Origin of the sequence: Streptomyces sp. NPDC046870, from assembly GCF_040704595.1 — a bacterium.
In the GTDB taxonomy this organism is placed as follows: domain Bacteria; phylum Actinomycetota; class Actinomycetes; order Streptomycetales; family Streptomycetaceae; genus Streptomyces; species Streptomyces argyrophylli.
In genome coordinates, this window is the sequence record NZ_JBEYXM010000002.1 from 584,970 (window position 1) to 609,722 (window position 24,753).

General features: G+C 73.8%; 20 protein-coding genes and 1 pseudogene. 5 read left to right on the forward strand and 16 right to left on the reverse strand.

All coding sequences use genetic code 11. The annotated features are described in order from the left end of the window. Positions 1 to 130: 130 nt before the first annotated feature. On the reverse strand, positions 131 to 1,540 hold the full coding sequence (locus tag AB0946_RS07130; RefSeq protein WP_366759578.1) for a PLP-dependent aminotransferase family protein: 1,410 nt from the start codon (positions 1,538 to 1,540) through the stop codon (positions 131 to 133). Between the two features lie 46 nt (positions 1,541 to 1,586). On the opposite strand from AB0946_RS07130, the gene AB0946_RS07135 reads away from it, so the two are divergent. Both AB0946_RS07135 and AB0946_RS07140 read left to right on the forward strand, forming a co-directional pair. Next, positions 1,587 to 2,087 carry a carboxymuconolactone decarboxylase family protein gene (locus AB0946_RS07135; RefSeq protein ID WP_171153475.1) on the forward strand — a complete coding sequence of 167 codons (501 nt, stop codon included), beginning with the start codon at positions 1,587 to 1,589 and terminating at the stop codon, positions 2,085 to 2,087. Then, the gene (locus tag AB0946_RS07140) at positions 2,084 to 2,824 is read left to right on the forward strand and encodes an isocitrate lyase/phosphoenolpyruvate mutase family protein (RefSeq protein ID WP_366759579.1); all 741 of its coding nucleotides are present in this window, start codon (positions 2,084 to 2,086) and stop codon (positions 2,822 to 2,824) included. Before AB0946_RS07135 ends, AB0946_RS07140 begins: the two co-directional genes overlap by 4 nt. 6 nt (positions 2,825 to 2,830) lie before the next feature. On the opposite strand, the gene AB0946_RS07145 is transcribed toward AB0946_RS07140, so the two are convergent. Genes AB0946_RS07145 through AB0946_RS07165 form a run of 5 tightly spaced genes read right to left on the reverse strand, consistent with a single transcriptional unit; the run spans position 2,831 to position 10,002 of the window. Continuing rightward, positions 2,831 to 3,784 (reverse strand): ABC transporter substrate-binding protein, encoded by a 954-nt coding sequence (locus tag AB0946_RS07145; protein ID WP_366759580.1) that lies wholly within the window; start codon positions 3,782 to 3,784, stop codon positions 2,831 to 2,833. A 1-nt stretch (position 3,785) separates the two neighbouring features. Beyond that, positions 3,786 to 5,720: an ABC transporter permease subunit gene (locus tag AB0946_RS07150; protein WP_366759581.1), complete on the reverse strand. Its 1,935-nt coding sequence runs from the start codon at positions 5,718 to 5,720 to the stop codon at positions 3,786 to 3,788. Further along, positions 5,720 to 6,910: a glycine betaine/L-proline ABC transporter ATP-binding protein gene (locus AB0946_RS07155; protein WP_366759582.1), complete on the reverse strand. Its 1,191-nt coding sequence runs from the start codon at positions 6,908 to 6,910 to the stop codon at positions 5,720 to 5,722. The genes AB0946_RS07150 and AB0946_RS07155 overlap by 1 nt, the downstream gene beginning before the upstream one ends. Then, positions 6,907 to 8,436 (reverse strand): GMC oxidoreductase, encoded by a 1,530-nt coding sequence (locus AB0946_RS07160; protein WP_366759584.1) that lies wholly within the window; start codon positions 8,434 to 8,436, stop codon positions 6,907 to 6,909. The genes AB0946_RS07155 and AB0946_RS07160 overlap by 4 nt, the downstream gene beginning before the upstream one ends. A 45-nt stretch (positions 8,437 to 8,481) precedes the next feature. Continuing rightward, positions 8,482 to 10,002 carry an aldehyde dehydrogenase family protein gene (locus tag AB0946_RS07165; protein WP_366759585.1) on the reverse strand — a complete coding sequence of 507 codons (1,521 nt, stop codon included), beginning with the start codon at positions 10,000 to 10,002 and terminating at the stop codon, positions 8,482 to 8,484. Between the two features lie 190 nt (positions 10,003 to 10,192). On the opposite strand from AB0946_RS07165, the gene AB0946_RS07170 reads away from it, so the two are divergent. Further along, complete coding sequence (locus AB0946_RS07170; RefSeq protein WP_366759586.1) at positions 10,193 to 11,029, forward strand: hypothetical protein; 837 nt, start codon at positions 10,193 to 10,195, stop codon at positions 11,027 to 11,029. A gap of 251 nt (positions 11,030 to 11,280) precedes the next feature. Here the strand turns inward: AB0946_RS07170 and AB0946_RS07175 are convergent, their stop codons facing one another. From AB0946_RS07175 to AB0946_RS07200, 6 genes are all read right to left on the reverse strand, one after another. After that, positions 11,281 to 12,270, reverse strand: coding sequence for a malate dehydrogenase (locus AB0946_RS07175; protein WP_366759587.1), 990 nt, complete (start codon positions 12,268 to 12,270; stop codon positions 11,281 to 11,283). 369 nt (positions 12,271 to 12,639) lie between these two features. Next, positions 12,640 to 14,334, reverse strand: coding sequence for a DUF2690 domain-containing protein (locus tag AB0946_RS07180; protein WP_366759588.1), 1,695 nt, complete (start codon positions 14,332 to 14,334; stop codon positions 12,640 to 12,642). Between the two features lie 83 nt (positions 14,335 to 14,417). Beyond that, on the reverse strand, positions 14,418 to 15,083 hold the full coding sequence (locus tag AB0946_RS07185; RefSeq protein ID WP_366759589.1) for a response regulator transcription factor: 666 nt from the start codon (positions 15,081 to 15,083) through the stop codon (positions 14,418 to 14,420). 34 nt (positions 15,084 to 15,117) lie between these two features. Then, the gene (locus AB0946_RS07190) at positions 15,118 to 16,287 is read right to left on the reverse strand and encodes a sensor histidine kinase (RefSeq protein WP_366759591.1); all 1,170 of its coding nucleotides are present in this window, start codon (positions 16,285 to 16,287) and stop codon (positions 15,118 to 15,120) included. Positions 16,288 to 16,503: 216 nt separating this feature from the next. Then, positions 16,504 to 16,977, reverse strand: a complete 474-nt coding sequence (locus AB0946_RS07195) for a DUF3017 domain-containing protein (RefSeq protein ID WP_366759592.1) — start codon at positions 16,975 to 16,977, stop codon at positions 16,504 to 16,506. Beyond that, on the reverse strand, positions 16,967 to 17,821 hold the full coding sequence (locus AB0946_RS07200) for a bifunctional methylenetetrahydrofolate dehydrogenase/methenyltetrahydrofolate cyclohydrolase (protein WP_171153499.1): 855 nt from the start codon (positions 17,819 to 17,821) through the stop codon (positions 16,967 to 16,969). The genes AB0946_RS07195 and AB0946_RS07200 overlap by 11 nt, the downstream gene beginning before the upstream one ends. Positions 17,822 to 18,057: 236 nt before the next feature. Between AB0946_RS07200 and AB0946_RS07205 the strand changes: the two genes are divergently transcribed. After that, positions 18,058 to 18,654: a hypothetical protein gene (locus AB0946_RS07205; RefSeq protein WP_366759594.1), complete on the forward strand. Its 597-nt coding sequence runs from the start codon at positions 18,058 to 18,060 to the stop codon at positions 18,652 to 18,654. A gap of 99 nt (positions 18,655 to 18,753) precedes the next feature. On the opposite strand, the pseudogene AB0946_RS07210 reads toward AB0946_RS07205, so the two are convergent. The 3 genes and pseudogenes from AB0946_RS07210 to purN form a co-directional block, all read right to left on the reverse strand. Beyond that, positions 18,754 to 18,971 (reverse strand): annotated as a pseudogene (locus AB0946_RS07210) (hypothetical protein); the annotation flags it as partial. 117 nt (positions 18,972 to 19,088) lie between these two features. After that, positions 19,089 to 20,651, reverse strand: coding sequence for a bifunctional phosphoribosylaminoimidazolecarboxamide formyltransferase/IMP cyclohydrolase (gene purH / locus AB0946_RS07215; RefSeq protein WP_366759595.1), 1,563 nt, complete (start codon positions 20,649 to 20,651; stop codon positions 19,089 to 19,091). Next, entirely contained in the window at positions 20,648 to 21,286 is a 639-nt protein-coding gene (gene purN, locus AB0946_RS07220; RefSeq protein WP_366759597.1) for a phosphoribosylglycinamide formyltransferase, read from the reverse strand. The genes purH and purN overlap by 4 nt, the downstream gene beginning before the upstream one ends. 295 nt (positions 21,287 to 21,581) lie before the next feature. On the opposite strand from purN, the gene AB0946_RS07225 reads away from it, so the two are divergent. Then, on the forward strand, positions 21,582 to 22,526 hold the full coding sequence (locus AB0946_RS07225) for a hypothetical protein (protein WP_366759598.1): 945 nt from the start codon (positions 21,582 to 21,584) through the stop codon (positions 22,524 to 22,526). A gap of 5 nt (positions 22,527 to 22,531) precedes the next feature. On the opposite strand, the gene AB0946_RS07230 is transcribed toward AB0946_RS07225, so the two are convergent. Next, positions 22,532 to 24,691 carry a DUF6350 family protein gene (locus tag AB0946_RS07230; RefSeq protein WP_366759599.1) on the reverse strand — a complete coding sequence of 720 codons (2,160 nt, stop codon included), beginning with the start codon at positions 24,689 to 24,691 and terminating at the stop codon, positions 22,532 to 22,534. Between the last annotated feature and the right edge of the window lie 62 nt (positions 24,692 to 24,753).

Here is a 24,753-nt window from a genome sequence, read left to right on the forward strand (position 1 = left end):
CCGTCCGGTCAGGCACCGGCGGAACAGGTGCCGTGCGCCTCAGGGGGCGGGGGTACGGTCCGTCCGGCGGGCGTGGCGCACATGTGGCTGAGCGCGCGGTTCCCCGCGCCCCTGTCTCGCCCGGCCCTTCTCAAGGCAGTACCCGGCACAGTGCCTCCAGCGCTCCGGCCCAGGCGCTGTCCGGCGGGGTGCCGTAGCCCACGACCAGGGCGTCCAGGTGCTCGGTGACGGCCTCGGGGTGGCGGTGGTAGGTCAGGCCGTGCAGGGCCAGGCCCTGCCATGCCGCCGCCTGGACCACCGACTCCTCCGTGCCGGGCGGGAGCCGCAGGACCGCGTGCAGGCCGGCCGCGATCCCGGTGACCTCCACCTCCGGTGCCCGCTCGGTGACGGCGGTGGCGAGGGCGTCGCGGCGGCGCCGGTAGCGCAGGCGGGAGGAGCGGACGTGGCGGTCGTACGCGCCGGAGGTGAGGAACTCCGCGAGGGTGAGCTGTTCCAGGACTCCGACGGAGTCGGCCTGGCCCTTGGCCCGGGCCACCTCCGCGGCGAGGGCCGGCGGGAGCACCATCCAGCCCAGCCGCAGTCCGGGCGCGAGGGACTTGCTGGCCGTGCCGAGGTAGACGACCTGGTCGGGGGCGAGCCCCTGGAGGGCGCCGACGGGCTGGCGGTCGTAGCGGAACTCGCCGTCGTAGTCGTCCTCCAGGACCAGTCCGCCGGTGCGCCGGGCCCAGGCGACCACGGCGGCCCGCCGGTCGGGATGCAGGGCCGTGCCCATCGGGAACTGGTGCGCCGGGGTCAGCAGCACCGCGCCGGCGGTCTGCGGCACGACGGGATCGGTGCCCAGCGCGTCGTACGGCAGCGCGGGCGTGGCCATGCCCGCGCCGCGCAGCAGCGCCCAGTGGACGTCCAGGCCGTACGACTCCACGGCCACCGTGCGCACCCCGCGGGCCCGCAGGACCGTGCCGAGGAGGGTCAGGGCGTGCGAGAAGCCCGCGGTGACCAGGATCGCGTCGGGGTCGGTGCGCACCCCGCGGGCCCGGGCGAGGTAGCCGGCGAGGGCGGTGCGCAGTTCGGGGCGGCCGCGCGGGTCGCCGTAGCCGAGGGCGTGGAAGGGGGCCGTGGCCAGGGCCCGGCGGGTGGCCTTCAGCCACTCGGTGCGCGGGAAGGAGGCGAGGTCGGGGATGCCGGGGGCGAGGTCGTGGAGCGGACGGGTGGGGGCGCGGTGTGAGGTCGCCGGGGTGGCGCCGGCGGGACGTGCGGGAGCGGAGGGGGTGCGGGTGCCGGGCGCCACTCGGGTGCCGGAGCCCTGGCGGGCCGTGAGCCAGCCCTCCGCGACCAGGTCGGCGTAGGCCTCGGCGACGGTGTTGCGGGCGATGCCGAGGTCGGCGGCGAGGGAGCGGGAGGACGGCAGCCGGGTGCCCGGGGCGAGCCGGCCGGAGCGGACCGCGTCGCGCAGGGCGTCGGTCAGACCCCGGCGCAGGCCCCCCGAGCCGGTCGGTTCGAGGTGCAGGTCGACGCCCAGAGTGGCCCACGATTCCGCCATGGAAATGGACCATACTCCTGGGCTGCCTCACTCCTAGGGTCGAGGCATGACCACTGCACAGGAAACCGTCACCTACGCCGCCGAAGAAGCCCCGCGCCTGCCCTGGACCGAGCACGCCCCCGACGTCTACAAGGCCATGGTCCGCCTGGACAGCGTCGCGAAGCGGGGCCTGGACCCCAAGCTGTACGAGCTGGTGAAGATCCGCGCCTCGCAGCTGAACCACTGCGCCTTCTGCCTGGACATGCACACCAAGGACGCCCTCGCCGCCGGTGAGAGCGTCGAGCGGGTCGTACAGCTCAGCGCCTGGCAGGAGTCCCGGCACTTCTACACCGAGAAGGAGCTGGCCGCGATCGAGCTGACCGAGGCCGTCACCGTGCTGACGGACGGCTTCGTGCCGGAGGAGGTGTACGAGCGGGCCGCCGAGCACTTCGAAGGGGCCGAACTGGCCCAGTTGGTCGCCGCGATCACGGTGATCAACGCCTGGAACCGGTTCGGCGTGACCTTCCGGATGACCCCGGGCCACTACCAGCCCGGCCAGCACGGGTGAGCCCTGGCCCGGCGCGGGACAAGGCCGAGCGGTTCCGCGCGCTCCACCGGGGGCGCGCCCCCGGGGACCCGCTGGTGCTGCCCGGGCCGTGGGACGCGGCGAGCGCGCGGGTGCTGGAGGCGGCCGGGTTCCCGGCGCTGGCCACCCCGAGTGCCGCGATCGCCGCGTCCCTCGGGTACGCGGACGGGGCCACCCCGGCCGACGAGATGTTCGCGGCCATCGCGCGGATCACGCGGGCCGTGGACGTGCCGGTGTCGGCGGACGTCGAGGCGGGGTACGGGCTCGGCGCGCGGGAGCTGGTGGAGCGGCTGCTGGAGGCGGGGGCCGTCGGCTGCAACCTGGAGGACTGCGAGCAGGGCGTCCTCAAGGACCCGCACGAGCACGCCGGGTTCCTCGCCGAGGTCCGGGAAGCGGCCGCCGGCCGGCTGTTCGTGAACGCCCGCGTGGACACCTTCGTCCGCGGCGACGGCGATGTGGAACGGGCCGTCGAGCGGGCCGCGGCGTACGTCGCGGCGGGCGCGGACTGCGTGTACCCGATCCTCGCCCCCGTGGACGCACTGCCCCTGCTGCGGGCCGGGATCGAGGGCCCGCTGAACGTGCTGGCCGGGCTGGACGGGGACGGCCCCGCGCCCGCCGTGCTCGGCGGACTCGGGGCCACCCGGATCACCTTCGGCCCGGCGCTCCAGCGGCGGGCCGGCGACGCGCTGCGGGAGACCGCCGCCGGCCTGCCGGCCTGACGCCGGTCAGGACAGCCACTTCTTCCACACGGCGGGGTGGCCGTCCACCCACTTCCTCGCCGCCTCCTGCGGGTCCAGCTTCTGTTCGGCGATCATCAGGGAGACCTCGTTCTGGTCCTTGGTGGTCCACCGGAACTTCTTCAGGAAGGCCGCGGCCTTCCCGCCGGACCGCGCGAAGTCGGCGTTGAGGTACTTCTGGAGCGGGGTGTGCGGGTAGGAGCAGGCCACCTTGGCCGCGTCCGCGTCGCAGCCCTCCTTGTACGGCGGCAGCTTCACCTCCGTCATCGGCACCTTCTCGAACAGCCACTGGGGCGAGTACCAGTAGGTCAGGAAGGGCTTCTTCTCCTTGGCGAACTGCTTCATCTGGGTGATCTGGGCCGCCTCGGAACCGGCGAAGACCACCTGGTAGTCCAGCTTCAGGTTCTTCACCAGCGCCTTGTCGTTGGTGACGTAGGACGGGGAGCCGTCCATCAGCTGGCCCTTGCCGCCGCTCTCCGCGGTGCGGAAGAGCGAGGCGTACTTGTTCAGGTTCCGCCAGTCGGTGATGTCGGGGTGCTGCTTGGCGAGGTACGTCGGCACGAACCAGCCGATGTGCCCGGTCACCCCGAGGTCGCCGCCGCGCGCGATCGTCTTCTTGTCCTGGACGTACCGTTTCTCCTGGTCCGGGTGGCCCCAGTCCTCCAGGAGGGCGTCGACCCGGCCCTGGCTGAGCGCGTCCCAGGCGGGCACCTCGTCGACCTGGACGGTGTCCACGCGGTAGCCGAGCTCGTGCCGGAGGAGGTACTCGGCGACGGCCACGTTGGACTGCGCGCCCACCCAGGACTGCACGGACAGGGTGACCGACTTCGCGCCCCGGGCGTTCGCGAAGGGCGAGGCCTGTTTGGTCATGTCGGCGGCACCGCAGCCGGTCGCGGCCAGCAGCACGAGCGAACCCACCAGGGCGGTCGTACGACGTCGCATGTCAGGCTCCCTTCTTCGCGCGCCGCTCGGTCGGCTGGGTCACCCGGTCCAGCATCAGGCCCAGGCAGACGATGGCGGCGCCGGCGACCAGACCGGTCGCCAGGTCGCCCTGGGCGAGGCCGAAGGCGACGTCGTAGCCGAGGGCGCCGCCGCCGACCAGGCCGCCGATGATGACGACGGCGAGGACCAGCACCACGCCCTGGTTGACGGCGAGCAGCAGCGCGCGCCGGGCCAGCGGGAGCTGGACCTGCCACAGCTGCTGGCGGCCGGTCGCGCCCAGCGAGCGCGCCGACTCCAGCGCGGCCTGGTCGACCTGGCGCAGGCCCTGCGCGGTGATCCGCACGACGGCCGGCAGGGCGTAGACGACGGCCGCGGCGACGGCGGGGGCGCGGCCCACGCCGAACAGGGCGACCACCGGGATCAGGTACACGAACTGCGGCATGGTCTGGAAGACGTCCAGGACCGGGCGCAGGGCGCGTTCGACGCGGTCGCTGCGGGCGGCGGCGATGCCGGTCGCGAAGCCCAGGACGAGGGTGACGGCGACGGCGGCCAGCACCTGGGAGAGGGTGTCGAGCGACGGCTCCCACACGCCGAGGACACCGATCGCGGCCATGGCGAGGACGGCGGTCAGCGCGGTGCGCCAGGTGCCGATCAGCCAGGCCAGGGCGGCGACGACGAGCAGCACCGACCACCAGGGCAGCCATTGCAGGCCGTCGCGTACGGGGTCCAGGACCCAGGTGGTGAAGTGGCCCGCCCAGTCGGCGGTGCCGCCGACGACCGGGACACCGGAGTACAGGTGGGCGGTCATCCAGTCGACGGCCCGGTTGACCGGCTCGGCGATGCCCAGGGTCCAGCCGCCGGGCCAGTCCTGCGCGCCGAGGAGCCGGGTGGCGAGGGCGACGGCCACGGTGACGGCGAGGGCGTACGGCCAGCCGATCGTGCGGGGGCGGGTCGTGCCGTCCCCGGCGGCGGCGGTCACGCGGTCCAGGACCACCGCGAGCAGCACGATCGGGATGCCGGCCGCGAGGGCGGCGCCGACGTCGACCGAGGCGAGGGCCTGGTAGACGCGGTCGCCGAGGCCGCCGGCGCCGATGACGGCGGCGATCACGGCCATGGACAGCGCCATCATGATCGTCTGGTTGAGGCCGAGGAGGAGTTCCTTGCGGGCCAGCGGGATGCGGGCGGTCAGCAGCCGCTGGCGACGGGTCGCGCCGAGCGACTCCACGGCCTCCAGGACTTCGGGGTCGGCACCGCGCAGGCCGAGCGCGGTGAGGCGGGCCATCGGCGGGGCGGCGTAGACGACGGTGGCGAGGACGGCCGCGGGGACGCCGATGCCGAAGACCAGGACGACGGGGAGGAGGTAGGCGAAGGCCGGGAGCACCTGCATGGTGTCCAGGACCGGGCGCAGGGCGCGGTCCAGGCGGTCGGAGAGGCCGGCGGCGAGACCGAGGAGCGCGCCGACGACGACGGAGGCGAGGACCGCCACGACCATCAGCGCGAGGGTCTGCATGGTCGGGACCCACATGCCGAGGGCGCCGCAGGCGAGGAAGGCGACGGCCGTGCCGGCGGCCAGGCGGGCACCGGCGACGCGCCAGGCGATCAGCGCGCCGAAGACCGTCACACCTGCCCAGCCGGCGGCGAGGAGGGTGAGGTAGACGGCTCGTACGGCCCAGATGACGGCGTTGCTGACGTAGCCGAAGAAGTACAGGAACAGGGGGTGGCTGTCCCGGTTGTCGATGACCCAGTCGCTGGCGGTGGTGAGGGGTTTGTCGAGGTGGACGGTCAGGGCGTGCGGCCAGGTGCCGTTGCCCCAGCGGTCGAGGAGCGGCAGGAGGACCGCGGTGAGGAGGGCGAGCAGGAAGAGCTTGCCCGCGGCCCGGCTTCTGAGGACGCGGGGTTTGCCCGTGCCGGAGGTCGGGACGGTGAGCGTTGCCATCAGACGGCCTCCGGGGCGGTGCTGGCCGGGGGCTGGGGCGCTCGCCCGCGCCGGCGGGGTGCCGCCTTCTGCGGGACGGACGCCGTCCTGGCGGCACGACCGCCGGCGGCCGCGTCACCTGCCGCCACGGCGTCCACGCCCGCCACCACGCCGAGCAGCTGCTCGGGGTCCACGACGCCGAGGCAGCGGCCCTTGTCCATCACGCGGGCCGGTTCGCCGGCCCGGGCCACCGCCTCGATGGCCTCCGCGACGGTGGCCTCCGGGCGGATCGCCGGGCCGGTCTCCGTGTCGTCCGAGGAGAGCGGCCGCATGGCCCGGCGGGCCGTCATCACCTGTTCGCGCGGCACGTCCCGGACGAACTCGCGGACGTAGTCGTCGGCCGGGTCGCCGACGATCTCCTCGGGGGTGCCCAGCTGGACCACCTGGCCGTCGCGCATCAGGGCGATGCGGTCGCCGAGTTTGAGGGCCTCGGTGAGGTCGTGGGTGATGAAGACCATCGTGCGGCCCTCCTCGCGGTGCAGGCGGGTCACCTCGTCCTGCATGTCGCGCCGGATGAGGGGGTCCAGGGCGCTGAACGGTTCGTCGAAGAGCAGCACCTCGGGGTCCACCGCCAGCGCCCGGGCGAGGCCCACCCGCTGGCGTTGGCCGCCGGAGAGCTGGCCGGGGCGGCGCTTCTCCATGCCTTCGAGGCCGACCTTGGCGACGAACTCGGCGGCGCGCTCGCGGCGTTCGGACTTGCCTACGCCCTGGATCTCCAGGCCGTAGGCGACGTTGTCGAGGACCGTGCGGTGCGGGAGGAGGCCGAAGTGCTGGAAGACCATCGCGGCCCGGTGCCGGCGCAGCTCGCGCAGACGGGCCTTGTCCATCGCGCGGACGTCCTCGCCGTCGATGGCGATCGTGCCCGCCGTCGGCTCGATCAGGCGGGTCAGACAGCGGACGAGGGTGGACTTGCCGGAGCCGGACAGGCCCATCACGACGAAGACCTCGCCCTTGCGGACGTCGAAGGAGACGTTCCGGACGGCGGCCGTGCAGCCGGTGCGGGAGCGGAGTTCGGCGGGGGTCAGTGTGGCGAGTTCCGGGTCCTCGGGGACGCGCTCGGGCCTGGGGCCGAACACCTTCCACAGTCCGGACACCGAGAAGACGGACTCGGTCGTGGTGGGCGGCTTGCGGGTGGGGACGGTGAGACTCATCGGTCACCTCCGATCAGGTCGACGGCCTTCTCCCCGACCATGAGCACCCCGATCATCGGGTTCACGGCGGTCATGGTCGGGAAGACGGACGCGTCGGCGATGCGAATGCCTTCGAGGCCCCGGATCCTCAGCTCGGGGTCGACGACGGCGAGTTCGTCGTCGGCGGCGCCCATCCTGCAGGTGCCGGCCGGGTGGTAGACGGTGTGCGCGACCTTGCGGGCGTACTCGCTCAGCTCGGCGTCGCCGAGGATCCCGGGGCCGGGGCAGACCTCGCGCTTGAGCCAGCCGGCCAGCGGCTCGGTCCTGGCGATCTCACGGGCGATGCGGATGCCGTCGACGAGGGTCCGCGCGTCGTAGTCGTCCTCGTCGGTGAAGTAGCGGAAGTCGAGCGCCGGCTTGACGGCGGGGTCGGCGCTGGTCAGGTAGAGGCGGCCGCGGCTCTTCGGCTTGGGGATGTTCGGGGTCATCGAGACGCCGTACCGCGGGCGTTCGTAGCCGAGGCGCTCCGGGTTGTCGGTGAACGGGATCTGGTAGAAGTGGAACATCAGGTCCGGACCCGCGTGCGCGGGGTCGCGGCGGACGAACAGGCCCGCGTCGGAGTCCATCGCGGAGTTCTCCGGGATCGGGCCGTGGGTCTCCCAGACGATGACCGACTCGGGGTGGTCGAGCAGGTTCTCGCCGACGCCCGGCAGGTCGTGGACGACGGGGATGCCGAGCGCTTCGAGGTCCTCGGCGGGGCCGATGCCCGAGTGGAGCAGCAGGCGCGGGGAGTCGACGGCGCCCGCGCACAGGACGACCTCCTCGCGGGCGCGGACCAGCAGTTCCTCGCCGTCCTTGGTGCGCACGTGGACGCCCTCGGCGCGGGTGCCGTCCAGCTCCAGCCGGTACGCCCAGGTCTCCAGGAAGATGCGGAGGTTGGGGCGTTCGTCCATCACCGGGTGCAGGTACGCCACCGACGCCGAGGAGCGCTTGTTGGTCTCGGGGTGGTAGGCGAGGTCGAAGAAGCCGACGCCCTCGGTGAACGGCGCGCGGTTGAAGCCCTCGACGCGGGGTACCCCGAGCGCCGACCGGGCCGCGTCGACGAAGTCGCGGGCGATGGCGTTCCGGTCCTTCTCGTCGACGGAGACGATGTTGTTCTTGAGGCGGGCGAAGTAGGCCTCCATGGGGACGGCGCCCCAGCCCTTGGCGCCGGCCTCCTCCCACTCGTCCCAGTCGGAGGGCAGGGGCTTGAACGAGATGAGGGTGTTGTGCGAGGAGCAGCCGCCGAGGACGCGGGCGCGGCTGTGCCGGATGTGGGAGTTGCCGCGGGGCTGTTCCACCGTCGGGTAGTCGTAGTCGAGTTCGCCGCCGAGCAGGCCCATCCAGCGGCGCAGGGTGAGGACGTCGTCGCGGCCGACGTCGCTCGGGCCGCCCTCGATGACGGCGACGGTGACGTCGGGGTTCTCGGTGAGACGGGAGGCGATGACGGAGCCCGCCGTGCCGCCGCCGATGACGACGTAGTCGTAGACGTGGGTGGTGTGGGACATGGGGGTGCTGCTCCAGGTGGGGACGTACTGCTCGCGGGACGGGGCTCAGCCGGCGAACCAGCGCACCGGCTTGGGCCCGAGGTTCTGGTAGACGTGCTTGGTCTCGCGGTACTCGGCGAGGCCGGCGGGCCCCAGCTCGCGGCCGGTGCCGCTCCTGCCGAAGCCGCCCCACTCCGCCTGCGGCAGGTAGGGGTGGAAGTCGTTGATCCAGACGGTGCCGTGGCGCAGCCGGGCGGCGACCCTGCGGGCCCGGCCGGCGTCGGAGGTCCAGACGGCGCCCGCGAGGCCGTACTCGGTGTCGTTGGCGAGACGGACGGCCTCTTCCTCGGTGCGGAAGGTCTCGACGGTGAGGACCGGACCGAAGACCTCCTCCCGGACGACCCGCATCTCGCGGTGGCAGGCGTCGAGGACGGTCGGCTCGTAGAAGTAGCCGCCCTCGGGGCGCTGCGGCGACGGCTCCGGCCGCTTGCCGCCGCAGCGCAGTACGGCGCCCTCCTCGAGCGCGGAGGCGACGTACGCCTCGACCTTGGCGCGCTGCTGCTCGGAGACGAGCGGGCCGCACTCGACGCCCTCCTCGGTGCCGCGGCCCAGGCGGATCCTCGCGGCGCGGCGGGCGAGTTCGGCGACGAAGCGCTCGCCGACCGGCTCCTCCACGATGAGGCGGGCGCCGGCCGAGCAGACCTGGCCGCTGTGGATGAAGGCCGCGTTGAGGGCCTGGTCGACGGCGGTGTCGAAGCCCTCCTCGGTGGCGCAGGCGTCGGCGAAGACCACGTTGGGGTTCTTGCCGCCGAGTTCCAGGGCGACCTTCTTGACGGTCAGCGCGGCGGCCTGGGCGACCTTGGTGCCGCTGACCAGGCCGCCGGTGAAGGAGACCAGGTCGACGTCGGGGTGCTCGGCGAGCCGGGCGCCGACCGTGTGGCCGGGGCCGGTGACGAGATTGGCGACGCCCGCGGGCAGGCCGGCCTCGGCCAGCAGCTCGATCAGCGCGATGGTGGTCATCGGGGTGATCTCGCTGGGCTTGATCACGAAGGTGTTGCCGGCGGCGAGCGCCGGGGCGACCTTCCAGCTGGCCTGGAGGAGCGGGTAGTTCCAGGGGGTGATCAGCGCACAGACGCCGACCGGTTCGTGGACGACCACGCTGTGGATGTCGGGCGAGCCCGCGTCGACGACCCGGCCCGGGGCCTCGGCGGCGACCAGGTCGGCGAAGTAGCGGAAGGCGTCGGCGACACAGTCGATGTCGACGCGGCCCTCCTCGACGGTCTTGCCCGCGTCCCGGCTCTCCAGCAGGCCGAGTTCCTCGCGGTCGCGCACCAGCAGGTCGGCGACGCGGCGCAGCAGGGCGGCGCGCTCGGCGACCGGGGTGCGCGGCCAGGGCCCCCGGTCGAAGGCGTGCCGGGCGGCGGCCACCGCGCGTTCGGTGTCCTTCTCGTCGCCCTCGGCGACCACGGCGAACGGCCGGGCGTCCGCGGGGTCGAGGATCTCCCGGGTCGCGCCGGAGATCGCCGCCAGCCACTCGCCGCCCGCGTGGATCGTCGCGCGGGCGTCTCGTTCCGTTCTGTCCGCCATGATCGGTGCTGCCTTCCGTTTTTGATCCGTGCCCCTGCGTGACGGGGCCGTCTCGGCTGGGGACCGTCGCCGCCTGCCCGGGGCCCGTGCGTCGCATGCGCAATCGGTGGCCGAAAGTGTGCTGCGTCACTGAAAATGCGGCTGAAAAGCGACAAACGTAGGGTGAGGAGGGGCGTCGGAAGGTGGCGCGATGGCTCATCGATCGCGACTCTGTGCGGGGGCAAGCATCACCGCGGCCCTGCTGACCCCGCTCGCGCTGCCGGGTACGGCTCCCGCAGCGTCCGCCACGGCCGCCACGGCACCCGCTCCGCCGGCCACGGCACGTTCCGGTTCCGGCGCCCAGGACTCCCCCGCCGGCGACGGCCCCGGTGCCCGCGCCCTGGCGGAGGAGGCCCGCGGCAATCTGCTCAGGGCGCACTCCGTGCACGTCAGGTTCACGGATCACCGTGCCCGCGACGACCGGAGCGCCCCGGCCTCGCTGGAGCTGACGCTCGACCGCGGCGGCAACTGCGTGGGCAAGCTGGTCATGGGCGACGACGGCGGCAGCGTCGTCCTGGTCAAGCGGGGCGACCAGGTGTGGATGAAGCCGGACACCGCGTTCTGGAAGGCGCAGCTGCCGGACCACCGGGGCGACGCCGTGGTCGCGCGCCTGAGGAACCGCTATCTGCACGGCTCCACGCACGAGGACGTGCTCCGGGGCATGTCCGGCACCTGCGACCTGACCGCCTTCCAGAAGGAGGCCGCCGCCGGCTCCTCCCCGCACACCGCGCTGACCAAGGGCAGGGAGACGAGGATCGGCGGCGCGAAGGTCATCCCGCTGACCGGCGCCGAGCACGACGGGAGCAAGATCACCCTCTACGTCACCTCGGCCGGCCCGCACCGCCTGGTCCGGGCCACGCACCAGGGCGCCGGCACCGACGAGGACCTGACCTTCACGGGCTACGACGAGCCGGTCCCGTCGGCCACCCCGGCCCCGGCGCAGTCCGTGGACATCTCCGAACTCCAGCACGAACTGGAGCACACCTGACCGACGGGGCGTCAGTTCCCGTGCGCGGTCGCGCGGGAGAACGAGGAGGCGCACAACGAACGAGGTCCCCCTCCGCCACCGCGGAAGGGGACCTCGTACATGGAGCGCCGGGCAGGCCTTGCACCTGCATTTCCCCGCAGGAAGCGGGGCGTCTTTCCTTGGACCACCAACGCATCACCCGGTGCCGGGTTTTCCGGCGGCCGGTGCGTGATCAACTATAGCGCACCGGCGCCGGGTCACACCACGTCGGATCAGATGAGGCCGAGGCCGCGGACCGCCTCGCGCTCCTCCTCGAGCTCCTTGACGGAGGCGTCGATGCGGGCGCGGGAGAACTCGTTGACGTCCAGGCCCTGGACGATCTCGTACTTGCCGTCCTTGCAGGTGACCGGGAAGGAGGAGATCAGGCCCTCCGGGACGCCGTAGGAGCCGTCCGACGGGATGCCCATGGAGGTCCAGTCGCCCTCGGCGGTGCCGTTGACCCAGGTGTGGACGTGGTCGATCGCGGCGTTGGCGGCGGAGGCGGCGGAGGACGCGCCACGGGCCTCGATGATCGCCGCACCGCGCTTGGCGACGGTCGGGATGAACTCCTCGGCCAGCCACTTCTCGTCGCCCACGACCTCGGCGGCGTTCTTGCCAGCGACCGTGGCGTGGAAGATGTCCGGGTACTGGGTGGCGGAGTGGTTGCCCCAGATGGTGAGCCGCTTGATGTCGGAGACGCTGCTGCCCGTCTTCTTCGCCAGCTGGGTCAGGGCGCGGTTGTGGTCCAGGCGGGTCATCGCGGTGAAGCGCTCGGCCGGGACGTCCGGGGCTGCGGCCTGCGCGATGAGCGCGTTGGTGTTGGCCGGGTTGCCGACGACCAGGACCCTGATGTCGTCCGCCGCGTGGTCGTTGATGGCCTTGCCCTGCGGCTTGAAGATGCCGCCGTTGGCCTCCAGCAGGTCACCGCGCTCCATGCCCTTGGTACGCGGGCGGGCACCCACCAGCAGGGCCACGTTGGCGCCGTCGAACGCGACGTTCGGGTCGTCGGTGATGTCGATGCCCTGCAGCAGCGGGAAGGCGCAGTCGTCCAGCTCCATCGCCGTGCCCTCGGCGGCCTTCAGGGCCGGGGTGATCTCCAGGAGGCGCAGGCGGACCGGCACGTCCGCGCCGAGCAGCTGGCCCGAGGCGATGCGGAAGAGCAGGGCGTAACCGATCTGGCCGGCCGCGCCGGTGACGGTGACGTTCACGGGAGTGCGGGTCATGGCGTTCTCCGTATGACAGCTGGCGGTGGGGCGTCCCTGCCCCGGGCGGATGATCGATCTCTTGGCGTCAAGAGAGATCCAGCGGTCAGGCTATCGCGCATCCGGCAGGTGAGATGTCCGGGGCTGTGTGGCTCACCCCACAAGGGGATCAGGGGGATGTATCACCTGCCGGGCGCGGTGCGCGGGGGTACGAAGCGGCGGCCGTCCGTCCGGGAGAGGGGAGGACGGAGACGGCCGCCGGTGGGGGTGCCGGCGTGCCGGACTCCCGTGGGGGGAACACCGGTCGCGTGCCCAGGATCCGGCCGGATATGCGCCGCCTCCGGAAATTCCCCTTCCGTTTCCTCCGCCCGCCGTCCCCGGCCGCAGCGGCTAGCCGGTGCAGCCGGTCTCGCCCGAGGCGAGCGTGGTGCAGGCCGTGGCCTGTGCCGGGTCGTGCACGGCGACCATCGGGGTGTAGCCGATGGTGTCCCCCGCGGCGGTGATGTCGCCCGTCTGGCGGACCTTGCCCACGGTCACCCGTACGGTGTCGCCCGGTGCGCCGCTGGTGATCCGGCCCCAGGCCGTGCCGCACACCTTGCTGTAGCGGACCTCCAGGGTGGTGGTGCCGACGGTGGCGGTCTTCGCGGTGCTCACCAGGTCACCGCTGCACCCCATGGCCTCCGCGTCCTTGCCGGTGCAGGAGGCGCCGACGCACTTCACGCCGGGGGGCGGGCTCGGCCGTGCGGGGGCGGACGGGGAGGGTGACGTACGGGCACCCGCGTCCGCGTTCCCGTCCCCGTCCCACCGGGTGACGAAGAGGAACCCGGCGATGAGCACACCGACCCCGAGGAGTCCCGCGAAGAACATCACCACCTGCTGCCGGTGCGCGGACCACCGCCGGCCTCCGGCGGCTCCGCCGGGGATGCCCGGGGTGCCGGTGATGGCGGCCGGGGTACGGAGGGCGGTGGTCGGGGTTCCGGTGGCGCGGCCCGGGGTGCCGGGAGACACGGCCGGGGTTCCGACGGTGAGGCCCGGCGGCCAGAGGGAGGTGTGCGGGCCTCCGCCGGCGGCGTCCGGGAACAGGGCCGACGCGCCCGGCGCTCCGGCCGGGAGGCCCGGGGTCCGGGCGGGCGTGTCCGGGGTCGGGGGCGAGGAGGGCGGGGTCTGTGCCGGGCCGGGCCGGGCGCCCGGGCGGACACTCGCCTTCGACGGACCCCGGTAACCGGCCACCCCCCAGGAGTTCCTGACGGGCGGGTCGTCAGCGCCGGACGCGGTACGGGACGCGGCGCCGGCGTCGGCGGGGGACGCGGCACGGGAATCGGCGCCGGACGCGGTGCCGGTACCGTCACCGGTTTTCGCGCCGGCGTCCGGCGTTGTGCCCCGGCCGCTCTCCCCCGCCGTGGCCGAGCCGTCGCCGCCGCCCCCGGCTCCGCCGGTCCCCGTACCGTCCGCCGCGCCGTCGCGGATGCCGTCGGCCTGCGAGGCGGTCGGCTGGGCCGGGATCTTCGGCGGGACACCGGCGGGACCGGCGATCGCCCGTGCGGCCGCGAGGCCACCGCCCTCACCCGCACCGGCGCCCTTCCGGCCGTCCGGTCCCCCGGACGCGCCTGTGGACGTGCTCGAAGCGGCACCACCAGCGGCCCCCGCGGCCCGGCTCCCGGCCGCTCCGTCACGCCCCCCGGTGCCGCCCCTCGGAACCGTCGGCTTCGCTCCGGGTACGGGTGCCGTGTTCTTCGCCGGATGGGCCAGGTCGCCCAGGGCCGCCCGGGAGTCGGTGATGTCGATGGCCTGGAGCGTGTGGTCGTCGTTCGACTCCGCTCGGGTCCAGGAGCGTTCGGCCCGTTCCCACAGGGTGGTCAGGGGGCCGGGGTCGGTGCCCGTGGCCTCGGCGAGGGCGATGACCGCGCCCTTCGGGGCGAGGAGCCGGCCGCCCAGATAGCGCTCCCAGGACGTCCTGCCGTAGCCCGTGCGGTCGGCCAGGGCCGCCGTGTTCAGGCCACCGCGGTCGGCCAGTTGCCGCAACCGGACGGTGAACTCCCTCATCTGCGGGTCCAGATCGTCCGGCAGGGCTTTCCACCGAGGCATCGCCTACCCCCTCTTCCCCTCTTCCCCCGTCTTCCTTGCAGGTCGCGCGGTACGCGCTGACCAAAAGGATGCCAGGGCGGCGGTCAGCCGCCAGGGGTGACCAGTCCCGTCTCGTACGCCAGCACCACCGCCTGCGCCCGGCTGCCGAGATCGAGCTTGGTCATGGTGCGGTTGAGGTGGGTCTTGACAGTGGCCTCGCTGATGAAGAGGCGGTCGGCGATCTCCAGGTTGGACAGGCCACGGGCGGTGAGTCTGAGGACCTCCACCTCGCGGGAGGTGAGCACGCCCAGGTCGGGCGGCGGCGCGGTGTCGGCGGGCGCCTGCTGGCGGGCGAAGGCCTCCACCAGGCGCCGGGTGACGCTGGGGGCGAACAGGGCGTCGCCGCCGTCGACCGCCGTGACCGCCGCCAGCAGCCGCTCGGGACCGGAGTCCTTCAGCAGGAAACCGGAGGCACCGGCGCGCAGTGCGCCGTACACGTACTCGTCGAGGTCGAAGGTGGTCAGCACCAGCACCCGGGGCGGCCGGTCGGTGGCCTCGGCGAGGATGCGTTCGGTGGCCTCGATCCCGTTGACGCCGGGCATCCGGATGTCCATGAGGACGACGTCGGGACGGGTCTCGGCGGCGAGCCGTACGGCCTGCTCGCCGTCCCCCGCCTCGCCCACGACCTCGAAGCCGGGCGCGGCGTCGAGCAGGCCGACGAGTCCGGCCCGGATGAGGAACTGGTCGTCCACGACGAGCACTCTGGTCATTCCGTACGGTCGTCCCCCCGGCCGTGTCCCGTCCCTAACGCTCCGCCTCCCGCGCACCCCCGCGGTCGCGTTCGGCGGCCGAGGTCGGCAGGGTCAGCCGGACCTCGTAGCCGCCCTCGGTGCGTGGGCCGACACTGATCGTCCCGCCGTAGAGCGTGGCCCGCTCCCGCATCCCAATCAAGCCGTGACCGCCACCTGTGGGCATTCTGTCCGGATCTGCCCCCTCGCCGTCGTCGGTGACGCGGACGGTCAGCTCGTGGGCCCCGTACCCGAGTTCCACGCGCGCGTGTGCGGGACCGGCGTGTTTGAGGGCGTTGGTGAGGGCTTCCTGGACGACGCGGTAGGCGCACAGTTCGACACCGGGCGGCAGCGGGCGGGCGGTGCCCTCGACCCGGAGGTCCACGGGCAGGCCGCCGGACCGGACCCGGTCCACGAGTTCGCCGAGCCGGGCCAGGGTGGGCATGGGGGCCCGCTGCGGGGCCTCGGGGTCCTCCTCGCGCAGCACCTGGAGCATGCGGCGCAGCTCGTCCAGGGCCTCGCGGCTGGTGTCGGCTATGGTGCCGAGCGCGCCGCGTGCCTTGGCGGGGTCGGAGTCGAAGACGAACCGGGCGAGGCCCGCCTGCACGGAGATGACCGACATGTGGTGGGCGACGACGTCGTGCAGTTCGCGGGCGATCCGGCCGCGTTCCTCGGCGACCGCGCGGCGGGCCCGCTCGGCGTGTTCGGCGCGCAGCCGCAGGGTGAGTTCGGCGCTGCGGCGGGCCAGATAGCCGAACCAGACGAGCACCGAGCTGTAGAGCAGGGCCTGGCCGACCACGGACGGCATGGAGGGGCTGTGGCTGACCAGGCCGGCGTAGACCCAGACCGCGGAGGCGCAGGCGGCGCAGGCCAGGGCGGTGCACGGCGGGCGGACGGAGGCCACGGTGTACAGGGCGAGCATGGCGCCGAAGGTGCACACCACCGGCCAGTAGCCGAGGCTGATGTAGCAGGTCGCGGCGGTCTCGACGACCGCGAAGACGGCGAGGGGGTGACGGCCGCGCAGGGCGACCGGGAGGTGGGCGAGGGCGACGAGGGCGTAGGCGCGGGCGTCGAGTTCCAGCCATCCCTGCGACCGGGACTCCTGCCCGACCAGGACGGCCACCACGGCCATGGCCACCGCGATCAACGTGTCCACGACGAGCGGGCGGGGGGTCCTCGGGCGCATCGCCGCAGGGTAACCCGCACGGCCGGACCCGGGAGTCAACCACGCGCGGTACCGCGGAAGTTGCAGCTCCCGGCCGTCGTACCCCCACGGGCGGTGCGGCGGTTCGGCCCGGAGGCGGAGGCGGTGTGCGGCGGACGGCCGTAGCGTCGGGCCCGGGGAAGACGGCGGTGGCCCGCGTCCCCGGGGGAGACGCGGGCCACCGCCGTACCGTGCGCGCTACTTGTCGAGTGTGAAGTGCAGGATGTCCTTGAGGAACGGGATCTGCAGCCATGGGTGGGGCTGGGCCATCATCGCGAGCAGCACGATGGCCAGGCCGAGGACGCCGTAGGTGGCGATGTCCGTGAAGCGGGAGCGGACGGCGAGCATGCCGACGCCGGGCAGCATCCAGCGCATGACGGCCCCGGCCAGCAGGCCGGCGCCGATCAGCAGGGTGCCGTAGCGGAACACGTCGAGCGCGGTCAGCAGCAGGCCGAGCGCCACCGCCGACAGCACGACGAGCAGGGGCCACTGCCGGGCGGGCGCCGGGGCGTCGCCGGGCGCGGCCCGGCCGCCGCCCTCGGGGCGGGCGGTGTCCCTGGTGAACAGCGGGAAGCGGCGGGTGACGCGGCGCGGGCGCCCCTCGGCGTCGGGGGCGCTGATCGCGTCGCGCACGGTCGGCTCGGCGGGCCCGCGGGTGTCCTCAGCCGGCACTGCGCTCCGCCGCCTCGACCACGTTGACCAGCAGCAGGGCCCGGGTCATCGGGCCGACGCCGCCGGGGTTCGGGGAGATCCAGCCGGCCACCTCGGTCACGTCCGGGTGGACGTCGCCGACGATCCTGCCCTCGGCGTTGCGGGAGACGCCGACGTCCAGGACGGCCGCGCCCGGCTTGACGTCCTCGGCGCGGATCAGGTGCGGGGAGCCGGCCGCGGCGATGATGATGTCGGCCCGCTTCAGGTGCGCGGAGAGGTCGCGGGTGCCGGTGTGGCACTGGGTGACGGTGGCGTTCTCGCTGCGCCGGGTGAGCAGCAGCGGCATCGGGCGGCCGATGGTGACACCGCGGCCGACGACCACGACCTCGGCACCCTTGATCTCCACGCCGTGACGGCGGAGCAGGGTGAGGATGCCGTTGGGGGTGCAGGGCAGCGGGGCCGGCTCGTTCAGGACGAGGCGGCCGAGGTTCATCGGGTGCAGGCCGTCGGCGTCCTTGGCCGGGTCCATCAGCTCCAGGACGCGGTTCTCGTCGATGCCCTTGGGCAGCGGCAGCTGGACGATGTAGCCGGTGCAGGCCGGGTCCTCGTTCAGCTCGCGGACGACCGCCTCGATCTCCTCCTGGGTGGCGGTGGCGGGCAGTTCGCGCTGGATGGAGGCGATGCCCACCTGGGCGCAGTCGCGGTGCTTGCCGGCGACGTACTTCTGGCTGCCGGGGTCGTCCCCGACCAGGATCGTGCCGAGGCCGGGCGTGACGCCCTTCTCCTTCAGCGCCGCCACGCGGGCGGTCAGATCGGACTTGATCTCGGCTGCGGTGGCCTTGCCATCGAGAATCTGGGCGGTCATGGTCCCATCCTCGCGGATGACCCGGCCCCGGTTCCAATCCGGGTGTCACGGCATGATCAGTGATGTTGCACTTGCACAACACCTGACGCCTCCGGCTGGACAAGTAAGAGCCTGTTAAAGAACGATGACCGGACAGTGCCGCGGGCAGTACCGGGGGGACGGACCGCATCTGTAGAACTTCCTCCGAACCGTGCCGCGCGTCGTCCCCGCACTTGAGCAGACGGAGGAAGACCGCCATGAGCTTTGGCGATCCCAACAACCCCTACGGTCCGCCGCAGGGCCAGCAGGGCCAGCAGGGCGGCTACGGCTACCCGCAGCAGCAGCCCGGTTACGGCTACCCGGCGGCCCCCGGGTTCCAGCAGCCCGGCTACGGCTACCCGGCCGGGCCCGCGCAGATGCCGGGCGGGGTGAAGGCCGCGCGCGTCTTCCTCTGGATCCTGGGCGTCTGCCAGGCGCTCGGCGGTCTGCTGCTGCTCGTGGGCAGCGCCATGTTCGCCGACCGGATCCGTGACGCCATCTCGTCGGACAGCAGCATCTCGTCGACGGACGCCGACAAGGCCGCCAGCATCGGCGTGGGCGTGTTGATCGTCTTCGGCGTCATCGTGCTGGCCTTCGCCTTCTGGGCGATCTTCACCGCCGTCAAGTTCGCGGGCGGACGCGGTGGCGTCCGCGTCTCGGCGATCGTCTACGGCTCGGTGGTCACCCTGATCAGCCTGGTGAACCTGCTGGGCGGCAACTTCCTCGCGCTGATCAGCCTGGTGCTGAGCATCCTCATCATCGTGTTCTGCGCCAACAAGGCCGGCGGCTCCTGGTTCAACCGTCCGCAGTACTGAGCCGCGCCGCGTCCGACACACCAGGGCCGCGTTCCGTCCGCCCGGACGGGGTGCGGCCCGGTGTCGTTCCCGGCCCGCCGGGCGCACCGGTACGGCCGCTCACTGGTCCAGGTAGGCGAGGACGGCCAGCACGCGGCGGTTGTCGCCGTCGGTCGGGAGCAGACCGAGCTTGGTGAAGATGTTGCCGATGTGCGGGCGTAGAGCGGCTCGACGTACGGGGAGAGCAGCAGCACCGGCAGGTCCGGGTTCCGCCGGCGCGCGGCGAGGACGGCGCGCAGGCCCTCGTCGGTGAAGTTCGGCGGCAGCCGGACGTCGACGGCCGTGCCGACCGTTGTGGCGGGCGGCCGGGGTCGTGCCGGGCGGGTGGCGTCCGGATACGGCCGAGTCCCGCCCGTCGGGGACGGGCGGGACTCGGCGGGGTCAGCGGGTGCGGCTCAGTGGAAGAAGTGGCGCGTGCCGGTGAAGTACATGGTCACGCCCGCCTTCTTGGCGGCCTCCACGACCTGCTCGTCACGGATCGAACCGCCCGGCTGGACGATCGCCCGGACACCGGCGTCGATGAGGATCTGCGGACCGTCCGGGAAGGGGAAGAAGGCGTCGGAGGCGGCGTAGGCACCCCGGGCCCGCTCCTCGCCGGCCCGCTCGACGGCCAGCTTGCAGGAGTCGACGCGGTTGACCTGGCCCATGCCGACGCCGACCGAGGCGCCGTCCTTCGCCAGCAGGATCGCGTTGGACTTCACCGCACGGCACGCCTTCCACGCGAACGCGAGCTGGGCCAGCTCGTCCGCGTCCAGGGCCTCGCCGGAGGCCAGCGTCCAGTGGGCCGGGTCGTCGCCCTCGGCCTGGAGCCGGTCGGCGACCTGGAGGAGGGCGCCGCCGTCGATCGGCTTGACCTCGACCGGCTGCGCCGGGCCGTCGGCGCAGCGCAGCACGCGGATGTTCTTCTTCTTGGTGAGGGCCTCCAGCGCGCCCTCCTCGTAGTCCGGCGCCACGATGACCTCGGTGAAGATCTCCGCGACCTGCTCGGCCATCTCCTTGCTGACCGGCCGGTTCACGGCGATGACGCCGCCGAACGCGGACAGCGGGTCGCAGGCGTGCGCCTTGCGGTGCGCCTCGGCGACGTCCGCGCCGATGGCGATGCCGCACGGGTTGGCGTGCTTGATGATCGCGACACAGGGCTCGGCGTGGTCGTACGCGGCACGGCGGGCGGCGTCCGTGTCCGTGTAGTTGTTGTACGACATCTCCTTGCCGTGCAGCTGCTCGGCCGCCGCGAGCCCGCCCTCGCCGGAGGTGTAGAGGGCGGCGGGCTGGTGCGGGTTCTCGCCGTAGCGCAGGGTGTGCGCGCGCTCCAGGCTGGAGGCGATGAAGTCCGGGAAGCGCGAGTCGTCCGCGGGCGCGTAGGAGGAGGCGAACCAGGAGGAGACGGCGATGTCGTACTCGGCGGTGTGCCGGAACGCCTCGGCGGCCAGCCGCTTGCGGGCGGCCAGGTCGAAGCCGCCGTCCTTCACCGCGGCGAGGACGTCGGCGTACCGCTCCGGGCTGGTGACCACGGCCACCGACGGGTGGTTCTTGGCGGCGGCGCGGACCATGGACGGGCCGCCGATGTCGATCTGTTCGACGCACTCGTCGTCCGAGGCGCCGGAGGCGACCGTCTCGCGGAACGGGTAGAGGTTGACGACGACCAGGTCGAACGGCTCCACGCCCAGCTCGGCCAGCTGCTCGCGGTGGCTGTCCAGCCGCAGGTCGGCGAGGATGCCGGCGTGCACCTTCGGGTGCAGGGTCTTCACCCGGCCGTCCAGGCACTCGGGGAAGCCGGTCAGCTCCTCGACCTTGGTGACGGGGACGCCGGCGGCGGCGATCCGCCCGGCCGTCGACCCGGTGGAGACCAGCTCCACACCGGCCTCGTGCAGCCCGCGGGCCAGCTCCTCCAGGCCGGTCTTGTCATAGACGCTGACGAGCGCGCGACGGATGGCCCGCTTGTTGCTCTCGGCGGTCACTGGATAACTACCTTTCGTCCCTCGATGCGATAGCCGTTGCGGGCGAGCCGCCCCACGACCTCGACGAGCAGCCTTCGCTCGACTTCCTTGATGCGCTCGTGCAGCGCGCTCTCGTCGTCCTCGTCCCGGATCTCGACCACGCCCTGGGCGATGATCGGGCCGGTGTCGACGCCGTCGTCGACGAAGTGGACGGTGCAGCCGGTGACCCGGGCGCCGTACGCGAGCGCGTCACGGACGCCGTGGGCCCCCGGAAAACTGGGCAGCAGGGCCGGGTGGGTGTTCACGAACCGCCCGCCGAACCGCGCGAGGAACTCCTTGCCGACGATCTTCATGAACCCGGCGGAGACGACGAGGTCGGGCCGGTGGGCGGCCACCGCCTCGGCGAGGGCGGCGTCCCACTCCTCGCGGGAGCCGTGGTCCTTGACCCTGCACACGAAGGTGGGGATGCCGGCGCGTTCGGCGCGGGCCAGCCCCTCGATGCCGGCGCGGTCCGCGCCGACGGCCACGACCCGGGCGCCGTACGCCTCGGCGCCGACGGCGGCGATCTCGTCCAGCAGCGCCTGCAGATTGGTGCCGGAGCCGGAGACCAGCACGACGAGGCGCTTGACTGCCGGGCCGGCGGAGGTGGCGGCCACGATGGGGCCCTTTCTGGGGTTGCGATCCGTGTACGGCCGGATCCGTACGGCTGGTTTGTACAGTCGTACGAATGCTTCACGCCCCCCGATACGGGGAAGTCTACGAAGCGGCCGACCGCCAGCAACGATACCGGCACTCGGGAAGGGGCCCTCGGGACGGGTGTGCGGCCGGACGGTAGCGTTCGCAGCGAGTCACGAAGGAGCAGCCTCGGGAACCGGGTCGTCGTGCGGTGCGTTCACGGGGTGGAAGCTCATGCCGGACAGCCGTAGTCACCTAGGGGAAGACGCTCTTTTGATGCCCGATCGCAGCCTGCGACTCCTCACGTTCCCGCCGCGCCCGGCCCAGGGGGGCGAGCGTGGCGCCGCACTGCTGCGGGAGCGCCCGACATCGCCGCCCACGGAGTCGCCGCGAGGTGGTTCCGGCCAAGGGGGCACCGGGCAGGGAGGCGCGGGGCACGGTTCCGGCCAGGGCGGCTCCGGACATGGTGGTTCCGGGTCGGGTGGGGACCGGCAGGACGACAATCCGTTCGCGCCGCCGCCGGAGGGCGCTGCGGACCAGCCGTGGCGGCCTCGTCATCACGGGGACCCGTCCGGCACGGGGCACGGACACGGCCAGGGTCAGGATCATGGCCCGGGTGACCCGGGGTCCGGACAGGGCGGTCAGGGTCCGGGACAGGCTCCCGGTCAGGGGCCCGGTGGCCACGCTCCCTGGGGCGGTCAGTGGAGCGACCGGCAGCCCGGCCGCTCGCCCGGCGGCTTCGGCGAACGTCCGGGCGGCGGTCCGCAGGGCGGCCCCGGCGGCCCGGCCGGCCCCGGCATGCGCTGGGACCCGACGGACCCGGCCCAGCGCCGCGCGCGGTACGCCCTGCTCTCCGGCATGTGGTCGGTCTTCTTCGCCCTGTTCAGCTGGCCCTACGTAGCCCTGCTGCTGGGCGCGCTCGCCCTGTACTGGGGCATCAGCGCCCTGCGCGCCAAGCCGCGCCGGCCGTCCCCGGACGCCCCGGCGGCCCCCGGCGGCCCTGCCGCCCAGCCCGGCCGGCCGCAGACGACGGCGGCCGTCAGCGGCCTGGTCACGGCGGGTCTGGCGCTGGTCCTGGTGGCCTCCACCTTCACCGTCCAGCTCGTCTACCGCGACTACTACACCTGCGTCAACGACGCCCTCACCCACGAGGCCAAGCAGTCCTGCGACACCCTGCTGCCCCGTGAGCTGCGGGGAGTGCTGGGCACGCAGAACAGCTGAGCCGCTCACCCGGAGGAGCCCGGCCGAGGGGCGGGGCCCGGGTCCGGGCCGAGGCCGGGGCTCGCGTCGGGGCCGGACTCGGGGCGCCGGCCGGCGTCCGGTTCCGGCCGGGGCTCGGCGTGCGCGCCAGGGTCTGTCCCGGGGCGCGTCCCGGCATGTGACTCCGTGCGCGGCCGGGGTGCGGTGTCGGGGGCGGGGCCCTCGAGGGCGTTCTCACGCATCGCCTCGCGAGCGCTCTCGCTCGCCTTCTCCGGAGTTTCCGCCGCCTGCTTCAGGGCCGCCCAGCGGGAGGCACGGGCACCGTCGTCGTGCCAGCCCGCGCCGAACGGCTCGGCGACCGGACCCGGCACCGGACTCGGGGCCTGAGCCGGGTACGAGGTCGGGAACGCGTCGTCGGCGGGGAGGACCTCGTACCGGTCCTCCTCCTCCACCCCGGTCGCAGTGGCCACCGCCCCCGCCCGAGCGGCCGTACCCGCCCTGCCGCCCTTGCCGCCCCGGCCCCGCACCGTGAGCCTGCCCGCCGTGTCCCCGCTCCCGGTACCGCCGTCGGCCAGGACCGGCCGGGCCTCGCCGTGCCCGGCCGCCCCGGCCGTGCCCCGGCCCGTGGTCGGCGCCGCCCCGGCGTCTTCCCCGGCCCCCGGCTCCGCCCCTTCCTCCGTCTGCCCCGCCTTCGCCGCGGCCGTCGGCACCACGGCTCCCACGTCGCCCTTCCCCGCGACCGCCGGCGTCACCGGCCCGGCACCGCCCTTCGCCCCGGCCGCCGGTGTCACCGCCGCCTTGCCGCCCTGCGCCCCCTTCGGGGCCGTGGCCGCCGCCACGGAGGCCGGGGCGCCGTCGTGGCGACGCGGCCAGGTGCGCAGCCGCCAGGCCCGGGCGGTCAGGGCCACCGGCAGCGCGAACACCAGCGTCCAGGCCCCGGCCGCACCCCCGGTCCGCCACCACGGCGGGCCGAGGCGGGACAGCGCGGCGACGCCCAGGGAACCGCCCGCCAGCGCGGCGAGCAGGGCGAGGGCCGCCGCGCAGACCACTGCCGTCAGCAGCACCACCCCGCCGGTACGGCCGGCCGACCAGCGGGCCCGCGCCGGTACCCCGGCCTCCGGCCGGTGCACGGCCGCCCGCGCCACGAACCACCCCGCCGTCATCCCGGCCACCGCCGGCACCACCCCCGCCGCCCAGTTCCCCGGCGTACCGGCGCCCGGCTCCGGGACAGCGGCCAGCAGCGGGAACGGCGGCAGCAGCGGGGCCGGGTCGGAGGCGAGGGGGTTGACCAGGTGTCCGGCGCCGAGGAGGAAGCCGGGGCCGAGCGCGTAGGAGGCGGCCCAGACCGCCGCGTTGGGGACCAGCGTGAAGGCGAGCAGCAGTACGGCGAACCGTCCCGTCCAGCCCCCCGTCAGCTGCACGAAGGAGGCCCGCGCCGGCTCGCCGTGCCACACCAGTGACACCCCGACCAGCAGCGCGCCGCCCCCGAACAGCACCGTCGTCGCGGCACCGGCGGCGCGTACGGCCGCGCTCAGCCGCGCCCACTCGTCCGTGCCGAACACCAGCCGCCGCACCGGCCCCGGCACCACCACCAGGGCGCGCAGCACCGGCTCGCGCGGGCGGCCGTACGCCGACCACACTCCGGCACCGGCCGCGCACGCCGCGACCAGCGGCAGACACACCGTCACCCAGAACCACTCCGGGCGCAGTTCACCCCGACAGCAGTACAGGGCCGCGGCGGTGCCGACACCCAGGTAGCCGAGGACCACACCCGTCCAGGCCGTACGCGCCCGCACCGGCGGCGGGCCGTCCGGTTCGGCGGGCGCGTCGGTGGCGTCCCGCGCCGCCCGGTACAGCAGCCACAGCGGCAGGGCGAGCAGCAGCAGCGGGGTGACGCCGACGGGCATGGGCGCGCCGGAGAGGGTGCCGGTGCGGGTCAGTTCCACCCCGTGCGCCAGCAGCCACAGGGCGGCGGCGATGTGCAGCGCGCCGTCCGGTCCGTCGTCGGGATAGGGCGAGCTGACCCACAGCATCATCACGAGCACGGCGAACGAGGCGAGGCCCAGTCCGGCCGCGACGGCACCGCCCAGCAGGCTCGCGCCGAGTCCGGGTGAGCGGTCGCGCATCCGGTTGGCCAGGGGTGACGCCGAGGAGCGGCGAACGGTCATCTGGATCACGCTCGCCATGCTCCCAACGACACGCGCTTTCCCGTCGTAACAGGCGAACCTCCGAAGTGTCGCTCAATATA

Excerpts from the sequence above, each read along its gene's own strand:
- AB0946_RS07130 (WP_366759578.1), bottom strand. The coding sequence starts at position 1,540 with ATGGCGGAATCGTGGGCCACTCTGGGCGTCGACCTGCACCTCGAACCG.
- AB0946_RS07135 (WP_171153475.1), top strand. The coding sequence starts at position 1,587 with ATGACCACTGCACAGGAAACCGTCACCTACGCCGCCGAAGAAGCCCCG.
- AB0946_RS07145 (WP_366759580.1), bottom strand. The coding sequence starts at position 3,784 with ATGCGACGTCGTACGACCGCCCTGGTGGGTTCGCTCGTGCTGCTGGCC.
- AB0946_RS07150 (WP_366759581.1), bottom strand. The coding sequence starts at position 5,720 with ATGGCAACGCTCACCGTCCCGACCTCCGGCACGGGCAAACCCCGCGTC.
- AB0946_RS07155 (WP_366759582.1), bottom strand. The coding sequence starts at position 6,910 with ATGAGTCTCACCGTCCCCACCCGCAAGCCGCCCACCACGACCGAGTCC.
- AB0946_RS07160 (WP_366759584.1), bottom strand. The coding sequence starts at position 8,436 with ATGTCCCACACCACCCACGTCTACGACTACGTCGTCATCGGCGGCGGC.
- AB0946_RS07165 (WP_366759585.1), bottom strand. The coding sequence starts at position 10,002 with ATGGCGGACAGAACGGAACGAGACGCCCGCGCGACGATCCACGCGGGC.
- AB0946_RS07170 (WP_366759586.1), top strand. The coding sequence starts at position 10,193 with ATGGCTCATCGATCGCGACTCTGTGCGGGGGCAAGCATCACCGCGGCC.
- AB0946_RS07175 (WP_366759587.1), bottom strand. The coding sequence starts at position 12,270 with ATGACCCGCACTCCCGTGAACGTCACCGTCACCGGCGCGGCCGGCCAG.
- AB0946_RS07180 (WP_366759588.1), bottom strand. The coding sequence starts at position 14,334 with ATGCCTCGGTGGAAAGCCCTGCCGGACGATCTGGACCCGCAGATGAGG.
- AB0946_RS07185 (WP_366759589.1), bottom strand. The coding sequence starts at position 15,083 with ATGACCAGAGTGCTCGTCGTGGACGACCAGTTCCTCATCCGGGCCGGA.
- AB0946_RS07190 (WP_366759591.1), bottom strand. The coding sequence starts at position 16,287 with ATGCGCCCGAGGACCCCCCGCCCGCTCGTCGTGGACACGTTGATCGCG.
- AB0946_RS07200 (WP_171153499.1), bottom strand. The coding sequence starts at position 17,821 with ATGACCGCCCAGATTCTCGATGGCAAGGCCACCGCAGCCGAGATCAAG.
- AB0946_RS07205 (WP_366759594.1), top strand. The coding sequence starts at position 18,058 with ATGAGCTTTGGCGATCCCAACAACCCCTACGGTCCGCCGCAGGGCCAG.
- AB0946_RS07225 (WP_366759598.1), top strand. The coding sequence starts at position 21,582 with ATGCCCGATCGCAGCCTGCGACTCCTCACGTTCCCGCCGCGCCCGGCC.
- AB0946_RS07230 (WP_366759599.1), bottom strand. The coding sequence starts at position 24,691 with ATGGCGAGCGTGATCCAGATGACCGTTCGCCGCTCCTCGGCGTCACCC.